Origin of the sequence: Paenibacillus donghaensis, assembly GCF_002192415.1 — a bacterium.
Lineage (GTDB): Bacteria > Bacillota > Bacilli > Paenibacillales > Paenibacillaceae > Paenibacillus_AQ > Paenibacillus_AQ donghaensis.
The window spans coordinates 2,263,626-2,280,823 of sequence record NZ_CP021780.1; the positions used below are offsets into that span (position 1 = coordinate 2,263,626).

15 protein-coding genes are annotated in these 17,198 nt (G+C 51.6%); 11 read left to right on the plus strand and 4 right to left on the minus strand.

The genetic code is table 11. The features are described from left to right. Positions 1-24: 24 nt before the first annotated feature. Positions 25-1,134, minus strand: a complete 1,110-nt coding sequence (locus B9T62_RS09735) for a Gfo/Idh/MocA family protein (RefSeq protein ID WP_087915075.1) — start codon at positions 1,132-1,134, stop codon at positions 25-27. 149 nt (positions 1,135-1,283) lie between these two features. On the opposite strand from B9T62_RS09735, the gene B9T62_RS09740 reads away from it, so the two are divergent. Further along, a complete protein-coding gene (locus B9T62_RS09740) occupies positions 1,284-1,673 on the plus strand; it encodes a winged helix-turn-helix transcriptional regulator (protein ID WP_087915076.1) in 390 nt (129 codons plus the stop codon). A gap of 61 nt (positions 1,674-1,734) precedes the next feature. Here B9T62_RS09740 and B9T62_RS09745 read toward each other — a convergent pair whose 3' ends face one another. Together B9T62_RS09745 and B9T62_RS09750 are read right to left on the minus strand one after the other, a co-directional pair. Further along, complete coding sequence (locus B9T62_RS09745) at positions 1,735-2,580, minus strand: YitT family protein (protein WP_087915077.1); 846 nt, start codon at positions 2,578-2,580, stop codon at positions 1,735-1,737. 106 nt (positions 2,581-2,686) lie between these two features. Beyond that, positions 2,687-3,034: a hypothetical protein gene (locus B9T62_RS09750; RefSeq protein WP_087915078.1), complete on the minus strand. Its 348-nt coding sequence runs from the start codon at positions 3,032-3,034 to the stop codon at positions 2,687-2,689. Between the two features lie 149 nt (positions 3,035-3,183). Between B9T62_RS09750 and B9T62_RS09755 the strand changes: the two genes are divergently transcribed. Continuing rightward, positions 3,184-3,336, plus strand: coding sequence for a DUF2500 family protein (locus tag B9T62_RS09755; protein ID WP_087915079.1), 153 nt, complete (start codon positions 3,184-3,186; stop codon positions 3,334-3,336). A 145-nt stretch (positions 3,337-3,481) separates the two neighbouring features. Beyond that, complete coding sequence (locus B9T62_RS09760) at positions 3,482-6,196, plus strand: calcium-translocating P-type ATPase, SERCA-type (protein WP_087915080.1); 2,715 nt, start codon at positions 3,482-3,484, stop codon at positions 6,194-6,196. Between the two features lie 56 nt (positions 6,197-6,252). Here B9T62_RS09760 and B9T62_RS09765 read toward each other — a convergent pair whose 3' ends face one another. Continuing rightward, complete coding sequence (locus B9T62_RS09765; RefSeq protein WP_087915081.1) at positions 6,253-7,176, minus strand: C40 family peptidase; 924 nt, start codon at positions 7,174-7,176, stop codon at positions 6,253-6,255. A 327-nt stretch (positions 7,177-7,503) separates the two neighbouring features. On the opposite strand from B9T62_RS09765, the gene B9T62_RS09770 reads away from it, so the two are divergent. From B9T62_RS09770 to B9T62_RS09805, 8 genes are all read left to right on the plus strand, one after another. Next, positions 7,504-8,577 (plus strand): ABC transporter substrate-binding protein, encoded by a 1,074-nt coding sequence (locus B9T62_RS09770; RefSeq protein WP_087915082.1) that lies wholly within the window; start codon positions 7,504-7,506, stop codon positions 8,575-8,577. A gap of 62 nt (positions 8,578-8,639) precedes the next feature. Then, entirely contained in the window at positions 8,640-9,578 is a 939-nt protein-coding gene (locus tag B9T62_RS09775) for an ABC transporter permease (RefSeq protein WP_087915083.1), read from the plus strand. Continuing rightward, the gene (locus B9T62_RS09780; RefSeq protein WP_087915084.1) at positions 9,562-10,356 is read left to right on the plus strand and encodes an ABC transporter ATP-binding protein; all 795 of its coding nucleotides are present in this window, start codon (positions 9,562-9,564) and stop codon (positions 10,354-10,356) included. The genes B9T62_RS09775 and B9T62_RS09780 overlap by 17 nt, the downstream gene beginning before the upstream one ends. Before the next feature lie 237 nt (positions 10,357-10,593). Further along, positions 10,594-12,318, plus strand: a complete 1,725-nt coding sequence (locus B9T62_RS09785) for a sensor histidine kinase (RefSeq protein WP_245864407.1) — start codon at positions 10,594-10,596, stop codon at positions 12,316-12,318. Beyond that, a complete protein-coding gene (locus B9T62_RS09790) occupies positions 12,311-13,882 on the plus strand; it encodes a response regulator transcription factor (RefSeq protein ID WP_087915086.1) in 1,572 nt (523 codons plus the stop codon). Before B9T62_RS09785 ends, B9T62_RS09790 begins: the two co-directional genes overlap by 8 nt. Positions 13,883-14,005: 123 nt before the next feature. After that, the gene (locus tag B9T62_RS09795) at positions 14,006-15,322 is read left to right on the plus strand and encodes an ABC transporter substrate-binding protein (protein WP_245864408.1); all 1,317 of its coding nucleotides are present in this window, start codon (positions 14,006-14,008) and stop codon (positions 15,320-15,322) included. Positions 15,323-15,400: 78 nt separating this feature from the next. Continuing rightward, positions 15,401-16,336 carry a carbohydrate ABC transporter permease gene (locus B9T62_RS09800; RefSeq protein ID WP_087920207.1) on the plus strand — a complete coding sequence of 312 codons (936 nt, stop codon included), beginning with the start codon at positions 15,401-15,403 and terminating at the stop codon, positions 16,334-16,336. A 3-nt stretch (positions 16,337-16,339) separates the two neighbouring features. Then, positions 16,340-17,179 carry a carbohydrate ABC transporter permease gene (locus B9T62_RS09805; protein WP_087915087.1) on the plus strand — a complete coding sequence of 280 codons (840 nt, stop codon included), beginning with the start codon at positions 16,340-16,342 and terminating at the stop codon, positions 17,177-17,179. The last annotated feature ends 19 nt before the right edge of the window (positions 17,180-17,198 follow it).

Sequence of the window (17,198 nt, forward strand, 5' to 3'; positions counted from 1 at the left end):
TCGGGGCTGTTTCTTTTATTAGGCTTATAGTTTGACTCTACGCCCGGTGTCAGATGATGAGCGTACATGATCCAATAGTTGATGAACCTTCACTGCCGTATGGAAGCTCGGGGCAACAGAGGTATCATTCTGAAGATCCTTGTAGATTTGCTCATACAGTCCTGCTACTTGAAGGGCAGGTCCAGCTGACATGCGGGTAGGAAGCAGCAGGTGGTAGTGAGCTGGGATCGTCAGGGGAAGGACTGCTGAGCTTTGCTGTGTGCCTTTTACGATAAAAGAGTCCATCTGGAACATGTTGTTTTCCACGGATTGCAGAATCAAGTCTCCTTCGGTTCCATGAATGGAAAGCGATAAACTGCCGTTGTAGGTATTACGGATATGGGTGTTCAGGATGGCTCCATTCTCCAGTATTCCGTTGATGACAACATGGTCTGGAGAAGTGGCCTGAACATGCTCCCCTGTTTCCACGACCTGCACCAGCCTGGCCTGTGTCTCGAGCATTGCGGATACCTCGGTGAAATCCCCAAGCATATATTGAATGCCATCCAGCAAATGCCCTGCTGTAATGGTCAACTGGTTAGCCCCATTGGCATTGTCCAGCAGATATTGGCGGGAAGCAGTAATCTGTTTAGAACGAACAGGGTAGACAGGCAAAGCGTAATCACAGTGAACGGCCAGTACCTTGCCAACATAACCTTGGAGGATCAGATCCTTGACATAAGCCATTGCCGGATTTGCACGAGCCTGGAGACCGACGAAATGCCGTATGCCTCTGGTCTCTGCAGTTTGCAGCAAGTCTCTGGCTTCAGCGGTGGAGCGGGCTAGTGGAAATTCACAGTATACATGTTTACCGGCTCCAACTGCAGCACGCACCAGCCGGTCATGCTCAGGAACCTTGACCGTAATGGTGACCAGATCAACGTCAGGATGGGTGACCAGCTGATGAAGATCCGCAAAAGCATGAGGCACATCAAACTTCTGAGCCGTTTCGTCGGCACTGGCCTGCCTTGTAGTACTGACGGCAGCAATACGATAGCCTGGCAGAGACTGCAGCGCCGGAAGGTGTGCTGTGCCTCCCCAGGTTCCATCCATGCTTGCGCCGATTACGCCTACACCTATTATAGTTTTGTGCATGTTATAATTCCTCCTGATCGAATGTCTCTCCAGCTATAACCAAAGAGCTGTGATTTACCTGCATTTGTGGGTGTGGACATATATTAATATAATTACTAGTATTAAGTAAGTAGGCACTTTTAGGTTCGTTGATCGATAAGGAGGAAGAGATGATTCGAAATACAACGTTTAAACCAGATATATCACTGCAGGAATGCAGCTACCGGAGATTGCTTGAAATTATATCGAACAAATGGACGGTGTTAGTTATATTCGCACTGGAGGATGGAAGCTTGCGTTATGGTGAGGTGAGAAGGCGGATTGCGGATATTTCCCAGAAAATGCTTACGCAGTCGCTGCGGCAGATGGAGCGGAATGGACTGATTCAGCGGGAGGTGCAGCCATCTGTGCCTCCGGTAGTGGATTACCAATTGACTGCGCTTGGTGAAACTCTGATTCCGCATCTGCGGCAAATGAAGGAATGGACGATAGAATATTACCCGCAGGTTCAGAGAGCGAGAGAAGAATACGATACGGGGCATGGAGTCAGCGATACCTAAACAATAAAAAGGCAGCTCAAGAAACGCTCTTGACCTGCCTTTTGCTTATGTCGGCTATCTTTTAGATCTTGCGGTTGCGGAAGCCATCCGCCCGCTTGACTATAATCCTGCTATCCGGATCACACTGCAGTACAATCGCCAGCACATCGGGTTCCTCCAGCTTGTTGGTCAGGCAGAACAGCGTTCCGGCAACCCCTTCCGGCACAGACTCACCGGTAAATGCGGCAGGAAGGTTCAGACCGCTCTTCAGAGCCTCCTGGACCGCCGGACATCGGGTACTGGTAATCCAGACAGCCCGGGACCGTGACAAGCCTCTAAGCGAGAAGCGGACGCCTTCAAAGGCAAGCAGGTAGGCGATAATCGAATACATGGCCTGATCCCAGCCAAACAGCGCGCCAGCCAGCAGCAATAGAGCGCAATTGAGCAGCATCACCGGAATTTCCGCCGACTTGGGCGGGCCGCCGCTGAGCAGCGTGTAGCCCTGATCGCTGGCCTCGCGGTTCATTCCGCCGAAGCGGACGGCAATGCCTATCCCGAGGCCCAAACATAGACCTCCGCCTATAGCGGCGGGAAGCGGTTCGCTCAGCACCGCAGGGAAACGGTGCAGCGCCAGGGAGCCTATTGTAAGGCAGGCCAGCCCCAATACGGTATACAGCGCGAAGCGGAGATTAATCTGCTTGCGCGACATGAAGATAAACGGCAAATTAAATAAGAACAGGAACAAACCAAGCCGCATTTCAGTAGTGTGGGCGAACATGGCCGACAAGCCAGTGATGCCACCTACTACCAGACCGTGAGGCATAAGGAACAATTCCAGGCCAACAGCAGCAAGCAAGGCTCCTGCAATCACGGCGAGAATACGGAATGCTCGGTTCTCCCGCAGTTCGCGGTTTTTGGTGACCAGCATAGGTTCTCCTCCCTTCAGCAGGGAACTATTTTGTCATATACTGCCACAGGATTCATGGGCTAATATAAGTGTAAGCTCTATATAAGTTAGGCGAAATGATCCTGGCCTATACGTACTGTGAAGTATAGTTGAGCGGGTACAGCAGCAAGCGCAGCAGAAATTTATAGATCACAGGGCTGAATACTGCCATAAACCCAAGTATCAACATTGCCACATCTGCCCGAAAGGTGCCCCCATGATGGACTTGGCGCCACTCAGCCAATGGCAGGGTGAGCGTGGCCGTAGTCCGCTGCTGCGGGATGAATTTGCGGTCCAAGTGATGGAAGCCAAGCTGCTCGCGGCCCGAATCCGGGATATCCGCCTGTCCGAAGGCAGTGGCCGTAAGGGAAAAAGAAACAGCAAGAATAAGCAGCAGCCGCAAGAGCACTGCTGGACGCGCTATATATTGCACCATGGGAACACCTCCTTACTGCATATAGTAGTATAAGCTTAACATACCCTTTACAATGGAGCCAATTGAATATGAGAACCGGAGGGTGAAACAAGGCGTAAGTAGTTAGAGGATTTAGAATAGTGTATCTATTAAACAGGGGGTTAATACAAATGAACAACTGGAACCCGCAGGGCGTTTTCGCCGAGCTGCAGGTGGAGAGTAAGGTTTATGGTCTTATTGTTGAAGGAGACTATGGCGAAATTACATATCAAGGGACAAGATTCAAGGATTTCCGCCGCGAAGGAAGCAAATCGTTCCAGTAGTTCTGCAGCGGATTTTCCGCTTCGAAGGGATGAAGTTTTGGTTAATGTACATAATATTGCAGAATCTCTGTTCCATTTTTGGGTAAGACTCATATGAGAGGTTCTTGATATAGAGAGACCAGATTCCCGGAAGGAGGCAGAAGGTTTGAATGCACAATCATCGAAACCAGATCAGGAATTAGCATTCCATACGCTGAGCAAGGAGGAGGTGCTGCAGCAGCTAGCATCGTCAGAAGCCGGATTGTCCCCTGAGCAGATCGCTAGTCTTCAGGAACGTTATGGCAAAAATGTGCTGCAGGAAGCCAAAACCAAATCGCTGCTGGCCAAATTCCTGGAGCAGTTTAAGAATGTTATGATTTTTATTCTGCTCGCAGCGGCCGTGCTGTCAGGTATTCTGGGAGAATGGACCGACACCGTAATCATCCTATTGGTTGTCCTTCTGAATGCGGTACTTGGCGTTGTCCAGGAGAATAAGGCAGAGCAGGCGCTGGAAGCCCTAAAAAGCATGTCCTCTCCCCAAGCCAGAGTGAAACGCGGCGGACAGGTGACCGAGATCAAAAGTGAAGAGCTGGTTCCCGGCGATATTGTTCTGCTGGAAGCGGGCAATGTGATACCGGCGGATCTGCGGATTCTGCACGCCGCTTCTCTGCAGACGGAGGAAGCCGCTCTGACGGGCGAATCGCTGCCTTCGGATAAGCAGTCGGAGGTGCTGGAGGGCAGCGATATTGTCATCGGCGACCGCAAGAATATGGCTTATATGAGCAGCAGTGTAACCTATGGACGCGGAGTGGGTGTGGTTACGGCTACGGGAATGCAGACCGAGGTCGGCAAGATTGCCGGATTCATCTCGGAGGAAGAGACGGAAACGACACCGCTGCAGAAAAAGCTGGATGAGCTGGGCAAATATTTCACTTTTATCATCCTGGGCGTCTGTGTCGTGATCTTCGCCGTTGGTATTCTGGAAGGCAGAGAGCTGCTGGATATGCTGCTGACCTCCATCTCGCTGGCTGTAGCCGCGATCCCGGAAGGGCTGCCAGCCATCGTGACCATCATTCTGGCGCTTGGCGTGCAGCGGATGGCGAAGCGCAAGGCGATTATCCGCAAGCTGCCTGCGGTGGAGACCTTGGGCAGCACCGAGATTGTCTGCTCCGACAAGACGGGTACGCTGACCTTGAACAAGATGACTGTGGAGCAGCTGTATGTGAATGGAAGCAGCATCCCGGCAGGTGAAGCACTCTCCGATACACCGGGTGGCGAGCTGCTGCTGCAGGCGATGACGCTGTGCAATGATTCAAGCATCGACGAAGGCGGCGCCGGCGGCAAGGCTGAAGGCAAAGGAGCCGGTACCCGCAGCGGCAAAGCGATCATCGGTGATCCGACAGAAACCGCATTGGTCGATTATGCCTTAAGCATCGGTGTTGACAAGCGGAAGCTGGAGCAGCAATACCCGCGCAAGAAGGAGCTGCCGTTTGACTCCGACCGCAAGCTGATGACAACGATCCATGAGGTGGAAGCGGGGCAATTCCGCATCCTGACCAAAGGTGCGCCCGATGTGCTGCTCTCCAAATGCAGCCATATTCAGCTGAACGGGGAGGTATTCCCGTTAACGGAGGAGCACAAGCAGCAGATTACAGCCAGCAATAAAGGGCTGGCGGATGAGGCGCTGCGTGTGCTGGCCTTTGCTTATCTGGACCAGGCGCAGCTGCCGGAGAATCCTGCGCCGGAACAGACGGAAGCGGGTCTGGTGTTCGTCGGGCTGGTTGGTATGATTGACCCGCCGCGCGATGAAGTGCGCGATGCGGTGGCGGTCTGCCGCAAGGCAGGCATCCGCCCGGTGATGATAACCGGCGACCACCGCGATACGGCGGCGGCCATTGCCAAGCGGCTCGGAATCATTGAGGATGAGAGCGGCGTCTTGACCGGCCGGGAGCTGGATCAGATCAGCGAGCAGGATTTTGCCGAAAGAGTGGCTGATTATTCGGTCTATGCCCGCGTCTCTCCGCAGCATAAGGTGCGGATCGTCAAGGCCTGGAAGGCCAAGGGCAAGATTGTGGCGATGACCGGCGACGGGGTCAATGATGCGCCCGCACTCAAAACCTCGGATATCGGCGTGGGGATGGGCATAACGGGAACGGATGTAGCCAAAGGCGTATCCGACATGGTGCTTGCCGACGACAACTTCACAACGATTGTGGTAGCCGTGGAGGAAGGACGCAAGGTATACAGCAATATCCGCAAGGCGATCCAGTTCCTGCTCTCCGCCAATCTTGGTGAAGTGCTGACACTGTTCATTGCGACGATGATTGGCTGGCGGATTCTGGAGCCGATTCATATCCTCTGGATCAACCTCGTTACAGATACGCTGCCTGCACTGGCGTTGGGGCTGGAGAAAGCCTCCGCCGACCTGATGTCGAAGAAGCCGCGCAAATCGAGCAGCAGTATTTTCTCCGAAGGTGTCGGTATCAGTATTATTTATCAGGGGATCATTGAGGCCGCGCTTACGCTGCTGGTCTACAATTGGGCCCATACGCATTACAATGAAGGAATCGCTGTGACGATGGCCTTCGCAACGCTCGGGCTGCTGCAGATTACACATGCGTTCAACGTCAGATCCAACACCAAATCACTGTTCCAGATCGGCTTGTTCAGCAACCGCTATATGCTTGGGGCTTCGGTAATCTCCGGTCTGATGCTGGTGCTGGTCATTATTATTCCTGGTCTGAATGATTGGTTCGGCGTATCGCATCTCAGTGGCCTGCAGTGGATCATTGTCTGCTCGGCGGCAATAGCGATTGTGGTGATCGTAGAGATCATCAAGCTGTTTATCCGATTGACAGGCAAAGGGAAAACGTGGGATTAAACACGGAACAAACAAAAAGTCTGGTACTTCCGCTAAGGGAGTCCAGACTTTTGTTTTTAAAGGATGCTCTGCATATGCAGGATGACATTGCTCCAATATCCGCTGTCCAGCTCGCTGATCTGTACACCGGGTTCACCCCAGGTATGGATGAATTTGCCGTCACCGATATAAATCCCGACATGGCCCGGAATGGCATCACTTTCGAAACGGCCAGGTACGGTGAAGAAGATCAGGTCTCCCGTCCCCAGGTTGCTGCGGCTGACGCGTCTGCCTAGATTATCCTGGTCTTTGGCCAGGCGGGGCAGGTCCACGCCGAATTTCTTAAACACATGGCGGGTGAACGAGGAGCAGTCGAATTTGTTCGTCTCCTCATACGGGCCGGCACCGAAATCATAAGGCACCCCGAGGAATTTCTTGGCATAGGCGACCAGCTCCTGGCTGTCAGAGGCGGAAAGGCTCTGGATACGGATCGGTTTGGCTGCTTCATGAGGACTCTGATCGTCAGTTTTATCTTCTGTAGGCACAGCGATATTGATCTCTCCAGTAGTCGGATTCCAGCCCACTTCCGTCTGAAACAGCTTGGACAAGGCGGTGGGTGTCATATATATCTGACCCTCCCGGCGAATCGGAGCCTCCGGCAGAGCCAACTCTTCGCCCATGGAGAACACCTGCGGACTTCCCGGCCGAAGCATGTACATGACATCGCTGAAGCCCAGCTTGGTGTATCCGCCTTTGGAGGTGTCATCCTTCATGCGGTAGCCCAGCGAGTCGGCAGCGGGTTTGACCGGAATCCAGAATGTCCCGTTTCCATCCTTGTAGTAAGACTTCTCATAATAGCTGGCTGCCGGTGTTCCATTTGGCAAAATTGAGCTGGTTTCTTTGTTCTTTGTCTTGGCGGCATAACCGCAAGCCGTGCTTGTAAGCATGAATACGGTAAGCACGGCGGCGGCAGTAAGCATTTTATAAGGCTGATTGGTCATAAATCACGCTCCATCTTCAAATATAGATTCAGTTTGTGCAAGTTGTTTAGGTCTTATGTAATTGAGGCGTAGGCAATCAATGTCAAGAATAAGCTGGAAAATAGAGCAATTTGCCTAGAGATTGTGCGTATTTTGTAATAACTGGTGTCAGCTTAAGAGATTGACGGATAATCAACCTCCATATAATATAAGTTTAATAGATTGGCAGGAGCAGATGTGAGATACGTGTGAGCTGTCGCTTTAATGCTTTCAAAGATAAAAGCGACAATGCTGAAACGCTCCTTCCAATGCCCGCGCTGATACCGTAAATGAAAAGGGGTTATACTTATGAAGAAAAAGAAAATATGGCTGGGTTTAAGCTTATGTATGATGTTAGTATCCGCAGGCTGCGGCAATAATAATGCTGCTGTAAATTCAGGAAATGCCGCGAATGATCCTGCCGCGACAGCTAGTGCTCCCGCTGACAGCGGAAGCACGGACGGCAAATCCTACAAGATCGCCATCTCGCAGTATGTGGAGCATCCGTCGCTTGATGCTACCCGTGAGGGATTCATGGCTGCACTCAAGGATGGCGGACTGGTAGAAGGCGAGAATCTTACGGTTGATCTGCAGTATGCCCAGGCCGACCAGACCAACAATCTGTCGATTGCCCAGAAGATTGCCGGCGACTCGAATGATCTGGTGCTGGCTATCGCCACTCCGTCCGCACAATCAGTCGTGCAGAAGGTGAGCAAGGACACTCCCATTCTGTTCGCTGCTGTCACAGACCCGATTGACGCCAAGCTTGTGACCGATTTGGAGCATCCGGGTGCCAACGTCTCCGGAGCCTCCGACACGAATCCGGAATCGATTACCCGGCTGATGAACTTTATTGCTACACAGTTCCCGGACGTGAAGAAGCTCGGTATTATCATCAATGAAGGGGAACAGAATGCCGTGGTCATGTCGGACATTGCCAAGGCAGAATTGGACAAGCATGGCATCGAGCTAGTCAAAGCGGCAGTAACCAATACCTCTGAAGTCAAGCAAGCTGCAGATTCCTTAGTTGGCCGGGTAGATGCTTTCTATATTACCCTCGATAATTCGGTAGTCAGCGGAGTGGACGCCATTATCCAGACAGCGAATGATAATAAGATACCCTTCTTCTCGGCTGACCGCGATACAGTGGAGAAGGGTGCTTTTGCCACAGTTGGCTTCAAATATTATGACCATGGCTACCAGGTAGGCCAGATGGCCGTTGAGGTGCTGAAGGATGGCAAGAATCCCGGGGATATGAAGGTAACGATGCAAGAGAAGCTGGATCTGATCCTCAACCTGAAGGCTGCCGAAGCCCAGGGAATCGAAGTGACAGATGCCATGAAAGCCGAGGTTGCAGACCAGGCGGCCAACATTATTCAATAACACCATTATGATGGGGCGATTCCGGCAGGACGCCCCTTGCCGCTTGGAGGAGGAAGTCACCTATGATAATAAGTGTAGATTCATTGCTTGGAGCCGTAGAAATGGGCCTTATCTTTGCTTTTATGGCTCTGGGCGTATATATTACCTTCCGAATACTTGATTTCCCCGATTTGACTGTAGACGGAAGTTATACCACTGGCGGTGCCATTGCCGCAGTTATGATTACGAATGGTTTCTCGCCGTGGCTGGCAACCCTGGCCGCCGTGGCTGGCGGGATGCTTGCCGGAACATGTACCGGCCTGCTGCATACCAAAGGCAAGATCAATGGCCTATTGTCGGGGATTCTGATGATGATTGCTCTCTATTCAATCAATCTGCGGATCATGGGTAAGCCGAACCTGTCGCTGATGGGAGAGGACACACTGTTCAGCTCAATGAACCCGCTCTTGGTGATGCCATTTGTTGTTCTACTCCTCAAGCTGCTGATGGATCTGTTTCTGCGCACCGATCTGGGGTTGGCTCTGCGTGCTACAGGCGACAATGCGCGGATGATCCGCAGCTTCGGGGTCAATACCGACAATACGACGATTCTTGGCATCGCCCTTTCCAACGGGCTGGTAGCCTTGTCGGGAGCACTGGTGGCTCAGTATTCCACCTTCGCGGATATTTCGATGGGGATCGGGATGATCGTCATTGGCCTGGCCTCTGTCATTATTGGAGAAGCGATCTTTGGCGCGCGCAATGTCTTCCGGGCTACTCTGGCCGTAGTGCTAGGGTCGATCGTATACCGGATTGTTGTGGCGATTGCGCTGCGGGTATCTTGGCTGGATGCTTCCGACCTGAAGCTGATTACAGCCATCATTGTTATAGTTGCGCTGGTGTTCCCATCCTTCCAGCGGTTCCTTAAGCAGAAGAGCTCTGCACGTAAACGGACGGCTGAATTGGCTGAGCACGCTCTGGTCCGCAAGAAAGGGGGGGCAGCTGATGCTAAAGCTAGATAATATCTCCAAGCTGTTTAATCCAGGCACACCGGATGAGAAGATCGCACTGCTTGGCATTGATCTGGAGCTGAAGCCGGGCGACTTCGTGACCATCATCGGCAGCAACGGGGCTGGTAAGTCCACTTTGATGAATATCATCTCGGGTGTAATGAAACCGGATCTCGGGGAAGTGAGAATTGAAGGAGCTTCGATCAGCAGTTTTGCGGAATACCAGCGCAGCCGCTGGATCGGCCGGGTATTTCAGGACCCGATGGCCGGAACAGCGCCGCATATGACGATTGAAGAGAACCTGGCTATGGCCTACAAACGGGGCCGCAAGCGGGGGTTGTCCATCGGCGTAAATACCCTGAAGCGGAAGATGTTCCGCGAGGAGCTCAGCCGACTGGGCATTGGGCTGGAGAATCGGCTGCGGGCCAAGGTGGGGCTGCTATCCGGCGGAGAACGGCAGGCACTAAGCCTGCTGATGGCGACCTTCACACAGCCGCAGATTCTGCTGCTTGATGAGCATACCGCAGCGCTTGACCCCTCGCGGGCCGAGCTGATCACGAAGCTGACCGAAACCATTGTGCGGGAGATGAAGCTTACCACGCTGATGGTCACACATAATATGGAACAAGCCATCAGGCTGGGCAACCGTCTGATCATGATGGACAAAGGCAGCATCGTGCTTGATATTGATGAATCACGCAAGCAGGATCTGACCGTGGAACGTCTGCTCGGCGAATTCGAAACCATCAGCGGCCATAAGCTGGCGGATGACCGGATGATGCTGGGCTGATCCCCCAAGAAGTTATGTCTTCAGTTTACTTAAGACTGAAGATATAGCTTCTTTTTTTCTGCAAACATCACTCTAAAGGCCTTAACTTCACAACCATTTCTTCTTATTATTTTCATAAATACCCATACTGATTTATGCTAATATAAATTAATCAGGTTCAATCCGGCATAAGGGAGCGTGAAGGCATTTATGATTTTCAGAAATAAAGGCGCTTATAATTCAGGAATATTTAATAAAATGATCAAGCTGATCACATTTTTGCTGCTGCTGTCCTTCCTGTTTTCCTTAACCGTACTTCAATATATTTACCGGATTTATGACCGCCAGATTTATGAGAAGGCCTCCGAGGTGCTGGGCATGTCGGCCATCAACATTGAAAGTGAGCTGCGGGAGCTGGAACAGCTATCTTATACGGTAGTGACCGATGAGCAGATCCAGCAGTACCTCAGAGCGCTGCAGGACAATCCGCAGCCCTATAACCGGCTGGTCTTGCATAATAAAATTATCAATCGGCTGGTGGCGTTTGCGGGCGCCGAGAAATATGTCTATTCCATGCTGCTGATCGACAATAATGGGGGTGTGATGTCGGCGGGGAACAGAGAGAGCGTATCGCAATCGTTGCAAGACCAGTTGAAACCGCTTGCTATAGAAGGCGACGGCAGTAATGTATGGTTCACCCAGGGAAGCAAGAACTCTCTGCTGGCCGTCAGGCAGATTAAATCTTATACCGGGTCCACCTTCACATTGGACAATCTGGGGACACTGGTTGTCCGCATCCGTATCGACCGGATCATAGCGGATAATACCGGAGCGACCTCCAAGCAGGATCAGCTGATTGTTGCCGATGCCAGTACAGGCCAGGCTGTGTATCCGGCAGAGCCTATTCTGAATGTGTCTGAGCTGGCAGACGAACTGCGCAGCAGAGATGCTTACCGCACAGCAAGCTATGAGCGGGGGACCTATTTTCTGGCCAAAACCAATTCTTCCTACATGAACTGGACTTATATCAATGCTACTCCGTTTAATGAAATTTTCCGGCAGATTACGTATGTTAAAAGATTAGTGGTAGTCAGCTTCGCCTGTCTGCTGCTGCTGGGGCTGTTGCTCGGCTACCGCTTTGCCCGCAGCATTGTCCGTCCGATCTCCAAGCTGACCGGCAAGATGCGGCAGATTGAGAAGGGAGATCTGGATAATCTGGAGGAGCAGTCGCTTGGCCTTGTCTCGCAGACCGCACAGGATGAGGTAAGCCAGCTGAACCGCACCTTCAAAATGATGATCCGCCGCATCCGGGAGCTGATTGACGAGAATTATGCCAAGCAGCTGATGATCCGTGAGACCGAGCTGAAGGCACTGCAGGCGCAGATTAATCCGCATTTCTTGTATAACACGCTCGAATCGATTAATTGGCTGGCCAAAATGAACAAGCAGGATCAGATTTCGGAGATGGTGGTGGCGCTTGGATATCTGCTGCGCAGCTCCATAGGCCTGAAGGACCCGCTAATTACGCTGGAGAAGGAGCTGAGCATTGTAGACAGCTATGTCACGATCCAGCGGACCCGCTTCGAGGAAAGGCTGGATTTCCGGATGGATATTCCCGCTCACCTGCAGGATGCGCTGATTCCCAAGCTGACCCTGCAGCCGCTGATCGAGAATGCCATCCGGTATGCGCTGGAACCGAATATTGAGCCATGTACAATATCGATTACAGTCGAGGTCTTGGATAAGGGGCTTGATATTCAGGTCAGTGACAACGGACCGGGTATGACTGCGGATTTTATCAGCGAGCTGCTGCAGGGCAGGGTACAGACGCGGGGGGAAGGGATCGGGCTTAACAATATTGAGGAGCGCATCCAGCTTGTGTTCGGTACCGAATGGGGAACGGTGATTAGTAGTGTGCCGGGAAGCGGGACGGTTATTCATGTAAGGATTCCGTATACGAGAGGAGAGGTCAAGCATGTATAAGCTGCTGCTGGTGGACGATGAACGGCTTATTCTGGAAGGAATATCACAGGTAGTGGATTGGTACAAGGCAGGGACTGAGCTGGCAGGTACGGCCCGCAACGGGATAGAGGCTTTGGAGAAAATAGAATCACTGTCTCCACAGATTGTGATCACAGATATTTCGATGCCTGGTCTGGATGGGCTGGGGCTGGTGCAGACCTGCAGCGAGCGGTTCCCGGATGTCAAATTTATCATGCTGACCGGATATAAGGATTTCGATTATGCCCGCAAGGCGATGCATCATGGGGTGAAGCATTATTTGCTTAAACCCTGCAATGAGCAGCAGATTCACGCAGCCATTGTTGAGCTTGTTGAGGATCTAGATGAACAGCAGGACCGCGAGCAGTTCGTAAGCGGAATGAAGCAGCGGCTGACCAAGGTATTGCCTCATGTGAAAGAGCAATTTCTGAAGGAATGGATCTCCAACAAGACCTACGGCAGGCGTGACCTGGTATATTACCAGGAGATGTTCGGCATTGAACTGAACGGCAAGAATGTCCGGCTGCTGCTGTTCCGCATTGAAGGCTCCTATGAATATGAGCATCTGTTTGCGCTGCAGAATATTGCCCAGGATATGCTGCAGGAGATCCTGCTCAGCACGATGATTGGCAGCCATCTCCTGATTCTGCTGGAGCATGTGGAGACCGCTGACGGAAGCGGCAGCCTACTTGCCCGCACGGGTGAAGTGCGGGAGGTCTTCTGCCGCTTCTACAAGCTGGATGTGACCATTGCCGTTAGCGACACCGGCAGGATGAGCCAGTCCCGCAGGCTGTACCGCCAGACGCTGGAATGCATGAATCACCGCTTCTATCTGGAGCCGGGCAGCTTGATTACAAGAAGTGATATCCCCGGTGATGAAATGGGCGGCAGCATTGAGATTGATCTGGAGGAGGAGCAGATCTGTCTGCTGATTAAGGCGGGCGACAATCAGGCTGTGGACAAGGAGCTGGAGCGGTTGTTCGATGTACTGTCGGCAGACCGGCTGGATATCAATGTGACCCGCTCTTATATTCTGCAGCTCTACGCCGCGATGATCCGTCTCTGCTTGCCAGAGGAACGCAGCAGCTTCACCTCAGGCCTTGGAGAGCTGGCCGGGATCGACACCTTGGGTGGACTGAAGAATCATGTGAAACAAGCGGCAGACCGTCTGACGTGTATGTATGAGCGCCACTTCGTATCCCGCCAGGCGGCAACGGTAGATAAGATGCTGCGGATCATCGAAGCCGATTACCGCAATGCTGAGCTGACGCTAGGCTCGGTAGCCGCTGAAATGCTCTATATGAATGCCGATTATCTCGGCAAAATCTTCAAGAAGATTACCGGGGAGAAATTCTCCAATTATGTGACACAATACCGGATTGCGAAAGCGTCCGAGCATATTCTGCAGAGCGGGGATGTGAAGGTGTTTGAGCTGGCGGAAATGTTCGGCTTTGGGGGGAATGCCCAATATTTCAGCAATGTATTCAAAAAAGTGACCGGCCGCACTCCCACTGATTTTATGAAACCCCAAACAGAGCAGACCTGATTTTTGCACAAACAAAACGGTTTTTTGTATTCATTTAACCATGGAATTTTGAGAAGATACATACATGGAAGCGCTAACAGAAAGCGCAACACTTCCAAACTAAGTAACAAGGGGGAAATACATTTGAAGAAATTATCCGCATTATTGGCAGTCCCGTTATTGATGTCAGTTCTCGCCGGCTGCGGCGGAAATAACAATGCAGCAGAGAACAAAGCAACGAACGCGGCTTCAACCGACAAACCCGCTGCTGAGAGTTCAGCAGATCCGGTTACCCTGCGTATTGCCTGGTGGGGTGGGGACACCCGTCACTCCTACACTCAGCAGGTTATTGACATGTATGAAGAACAGAATCCCAACGTAACCATTGAACCTGAATATGCCTCCTTTGATGATTACTGGAAGAAGCTGGCTCCTCAGGCTGCAGCGAACCGCCTTCCCGATATCGTTCAGATGGACGTCTCCTATATCAATCAATATGGCTCGAACGGACAGCTGGAGGACATGACTCCCTATTTGAACAAACAGGTTCAGGTGGGCGATGTGAACGAGAATGTACTGAATACCGGCAACATTGGCGGCAAGCAGTACGGAATTCCGCTTGGAGTCAATGTGCTGGGTCTGCATTATGATCCGGAGCTGCTCAAAAAAGCTGGTTATGATGCGGTTCCAGAGAACTGGACTTGGGATCAATACAAGGAAATCGCCATGAAAGCCAAAGATGCTGGATTGTTCATGGATTCCTCGATGGCTGCGGATGTGTTCTTCAACTATTTCCTGCGCACCAAAGGCCTGGCGCTCTATAATACCGACGGTACTGGGCTTGGCTATGAGGATGATGCGCTGTACAGTGAATTCTTCGGCATGCTGTCGGACTTGATCAAGGAAGGTGCAGTCCCTTCACAGGACAAGCTGAGCCAGAACAAGGGCGTCATTGAAGAATCGGATATTGTCAAAGGAACAGGAATCGGAATCTGGCAGTGGTCCAATCAATATGTAGCGTTGCAGATGGCCGTTAACCGTCCAATGCAGCTGGCGCCAATGCCGGGTCCTGATATGGAAAAAGGTCTCTACATGCAGCCAAGTATGTATTGGTCCGTAACAGCCAACTCGAAGGCTAAAGAAGAAGCCGCCAAATTTGTGGACTTCTGGACGAATAACCTTGAAGCGAACAAGCTTATTCTGGGTGAACGCGGTGTGCCGATTTCAAGCAAAATCAAAGAAGGACTGGCAGCTGATTTGACCGAATCCGGCAAGCAGGTCTTCCAGTTCGTAGCCGATATGGAACCCAAAACTTCACCAATGAGTCCGCCGGTAGGTTCACCGGAGGTTGTGGCCTTGCTTACTGACCTTGCAGAGCAGATGAACTTTGGCCAGATTGAGCCGGATGCTGCTGCAGCCCAATTCCGTAAGGAAGCAAGCGCAATCCTAAGCAGTCGCTAAGGCGATTCAAGTAATGAACCATACTGTGATCCTCATAAAAAGATAAGGAGCTGGTGACCCTTGGCATTCAGCAATCCACTGCCGGCAAACGCGCCGGTCTATAAGACCAAAAAACCGCTAAAACAGCGGCTGCGGAGCAATCTGACCGGCTATGCTTTCATAAGTCCCTTTATTATTGGTTTCCTCTGCTTCACTCTGGTGCCAATGATAATTTCACTCTATCTATCCTTCACCAAATATAACTTGTTCTCCCCACCGCAATGGGTGGGGTTGGACAATTATATCAAAATGTTCACAAATGACCCGAAATATCTGCAGTCTCTGAAGGTGACGCTGCTCTATGTATTTATCGGTGTGCCGCTGCGGCTGACGTTCGCCCTGTTTGTGGCCATGATCCTAAATACGAAATCGCGTATGGTAGGGACCTACCGTACTATCTATTACCTGCCATCCATCATCGGCGGCAGTGTAGCCGTCTCGATTATGTGGCGCAATATTTTCAGCGACACTGGTATTATCAATGGATTGATGGGCTTCTTCGGTCTGGGTCCGGTCAGTTGGTTCGGCAATCCAAGCGCGGCGCTGGTCATGCTGATCTCCTTGTCCGTCTGGCAATTCGGTTCCTCCATGCTGATCTTCCTGGCCGGACTGAAGAATATTCCTAGCGAAATGTACGAGGCAGCCAATGTAGACGGCGCGGGTTTCTTCCGCAAGTTCTTCAAGATTACAATGCCGCTCTTAAGCTCGGTCGTACTGTTCAATCTGGTTATGCAGACAATCAGCGCATTTATGACCTTCGTACCTGCCTATATTATCTCCAAGGGCGAAGGCGGCCCGATGGATGGTACCTTGCTCTATTCCCTGTACCTGTTCCGTCAAGCCTTCATGTTCAATAACATGGGCTATGCCTCGGCCATGGCCTGGGTGATGATGCTGATGATCGGAATTATGACCGCTATTCTGTTCAAAACATCCAAATCGTGGGTTTTCTACGAATCGGGAGGAGGAAAATGATCCATGGTACAGAATAAAATTAAATGGCCGATCTATCACATTCTCATCGGTGGACTTGCCGTCATTATGCTCTACCCGATTCTGTGGATGATCATGAGCTCCTTCAAGGAAAGCCGGATGGTATTTATAACCGCCCAGCAGCTGTTTCCGGATCCATGGGAATGGGGGAACTACGCCAAAGGCTGGGAAGGCGTTGCCGGATATTCCTTCGGTGTCTTTATCAAGAACTCATTCGTTATTGTACTGATTGCCACGGTTGGCGCCGTGTTCTCCTCCTCTCTGGTTGCCTTCGGCTTTGCCCGCAATAAATTTGTGGGCCATGGCCTCTGGTTTGGCCTGATGATGATGACGCTGATGCTTCCCAGCGATGTGGTGCTGGTTCCACAGTACATTATTTACACCAAGCTGAATTGGCTTGACAGCATCCGGCCCATCGTGATCCCGCAATTCTTCGGGGTACCGTTCTTTATCTTCCTGATGCTGCAGTTCATCCGCACGATTCCACAGGAACTGGATGAAGCGGCTACCATCGACGGATGCGGCAAATTTCGGCTCTATTACAAGATTATCCTACCGCTGATCCGCCCATCCATGGCGACGGCGGCTATCTTCTCCTTCTACTGGCGCTGGGAGGATCTACTCGGTCCGGTGCTGTATCTGAACTCTCCATCCAAATACACCGTCTCTATGGGGCTCAAAATGTTCCTCGACAGCGAGTCCGTATCCAATTGGGGGCCGATGTTCGCCATGTCGGTAATCAGTCTGTTGCCGGTCATGCTGATCTTCTTCATCTTCCAGAAGCAGATTGTGGATGGCATCAGTACCAGTGGATTGAAGGGATAGGGTTTAGCAAGGTCATGGA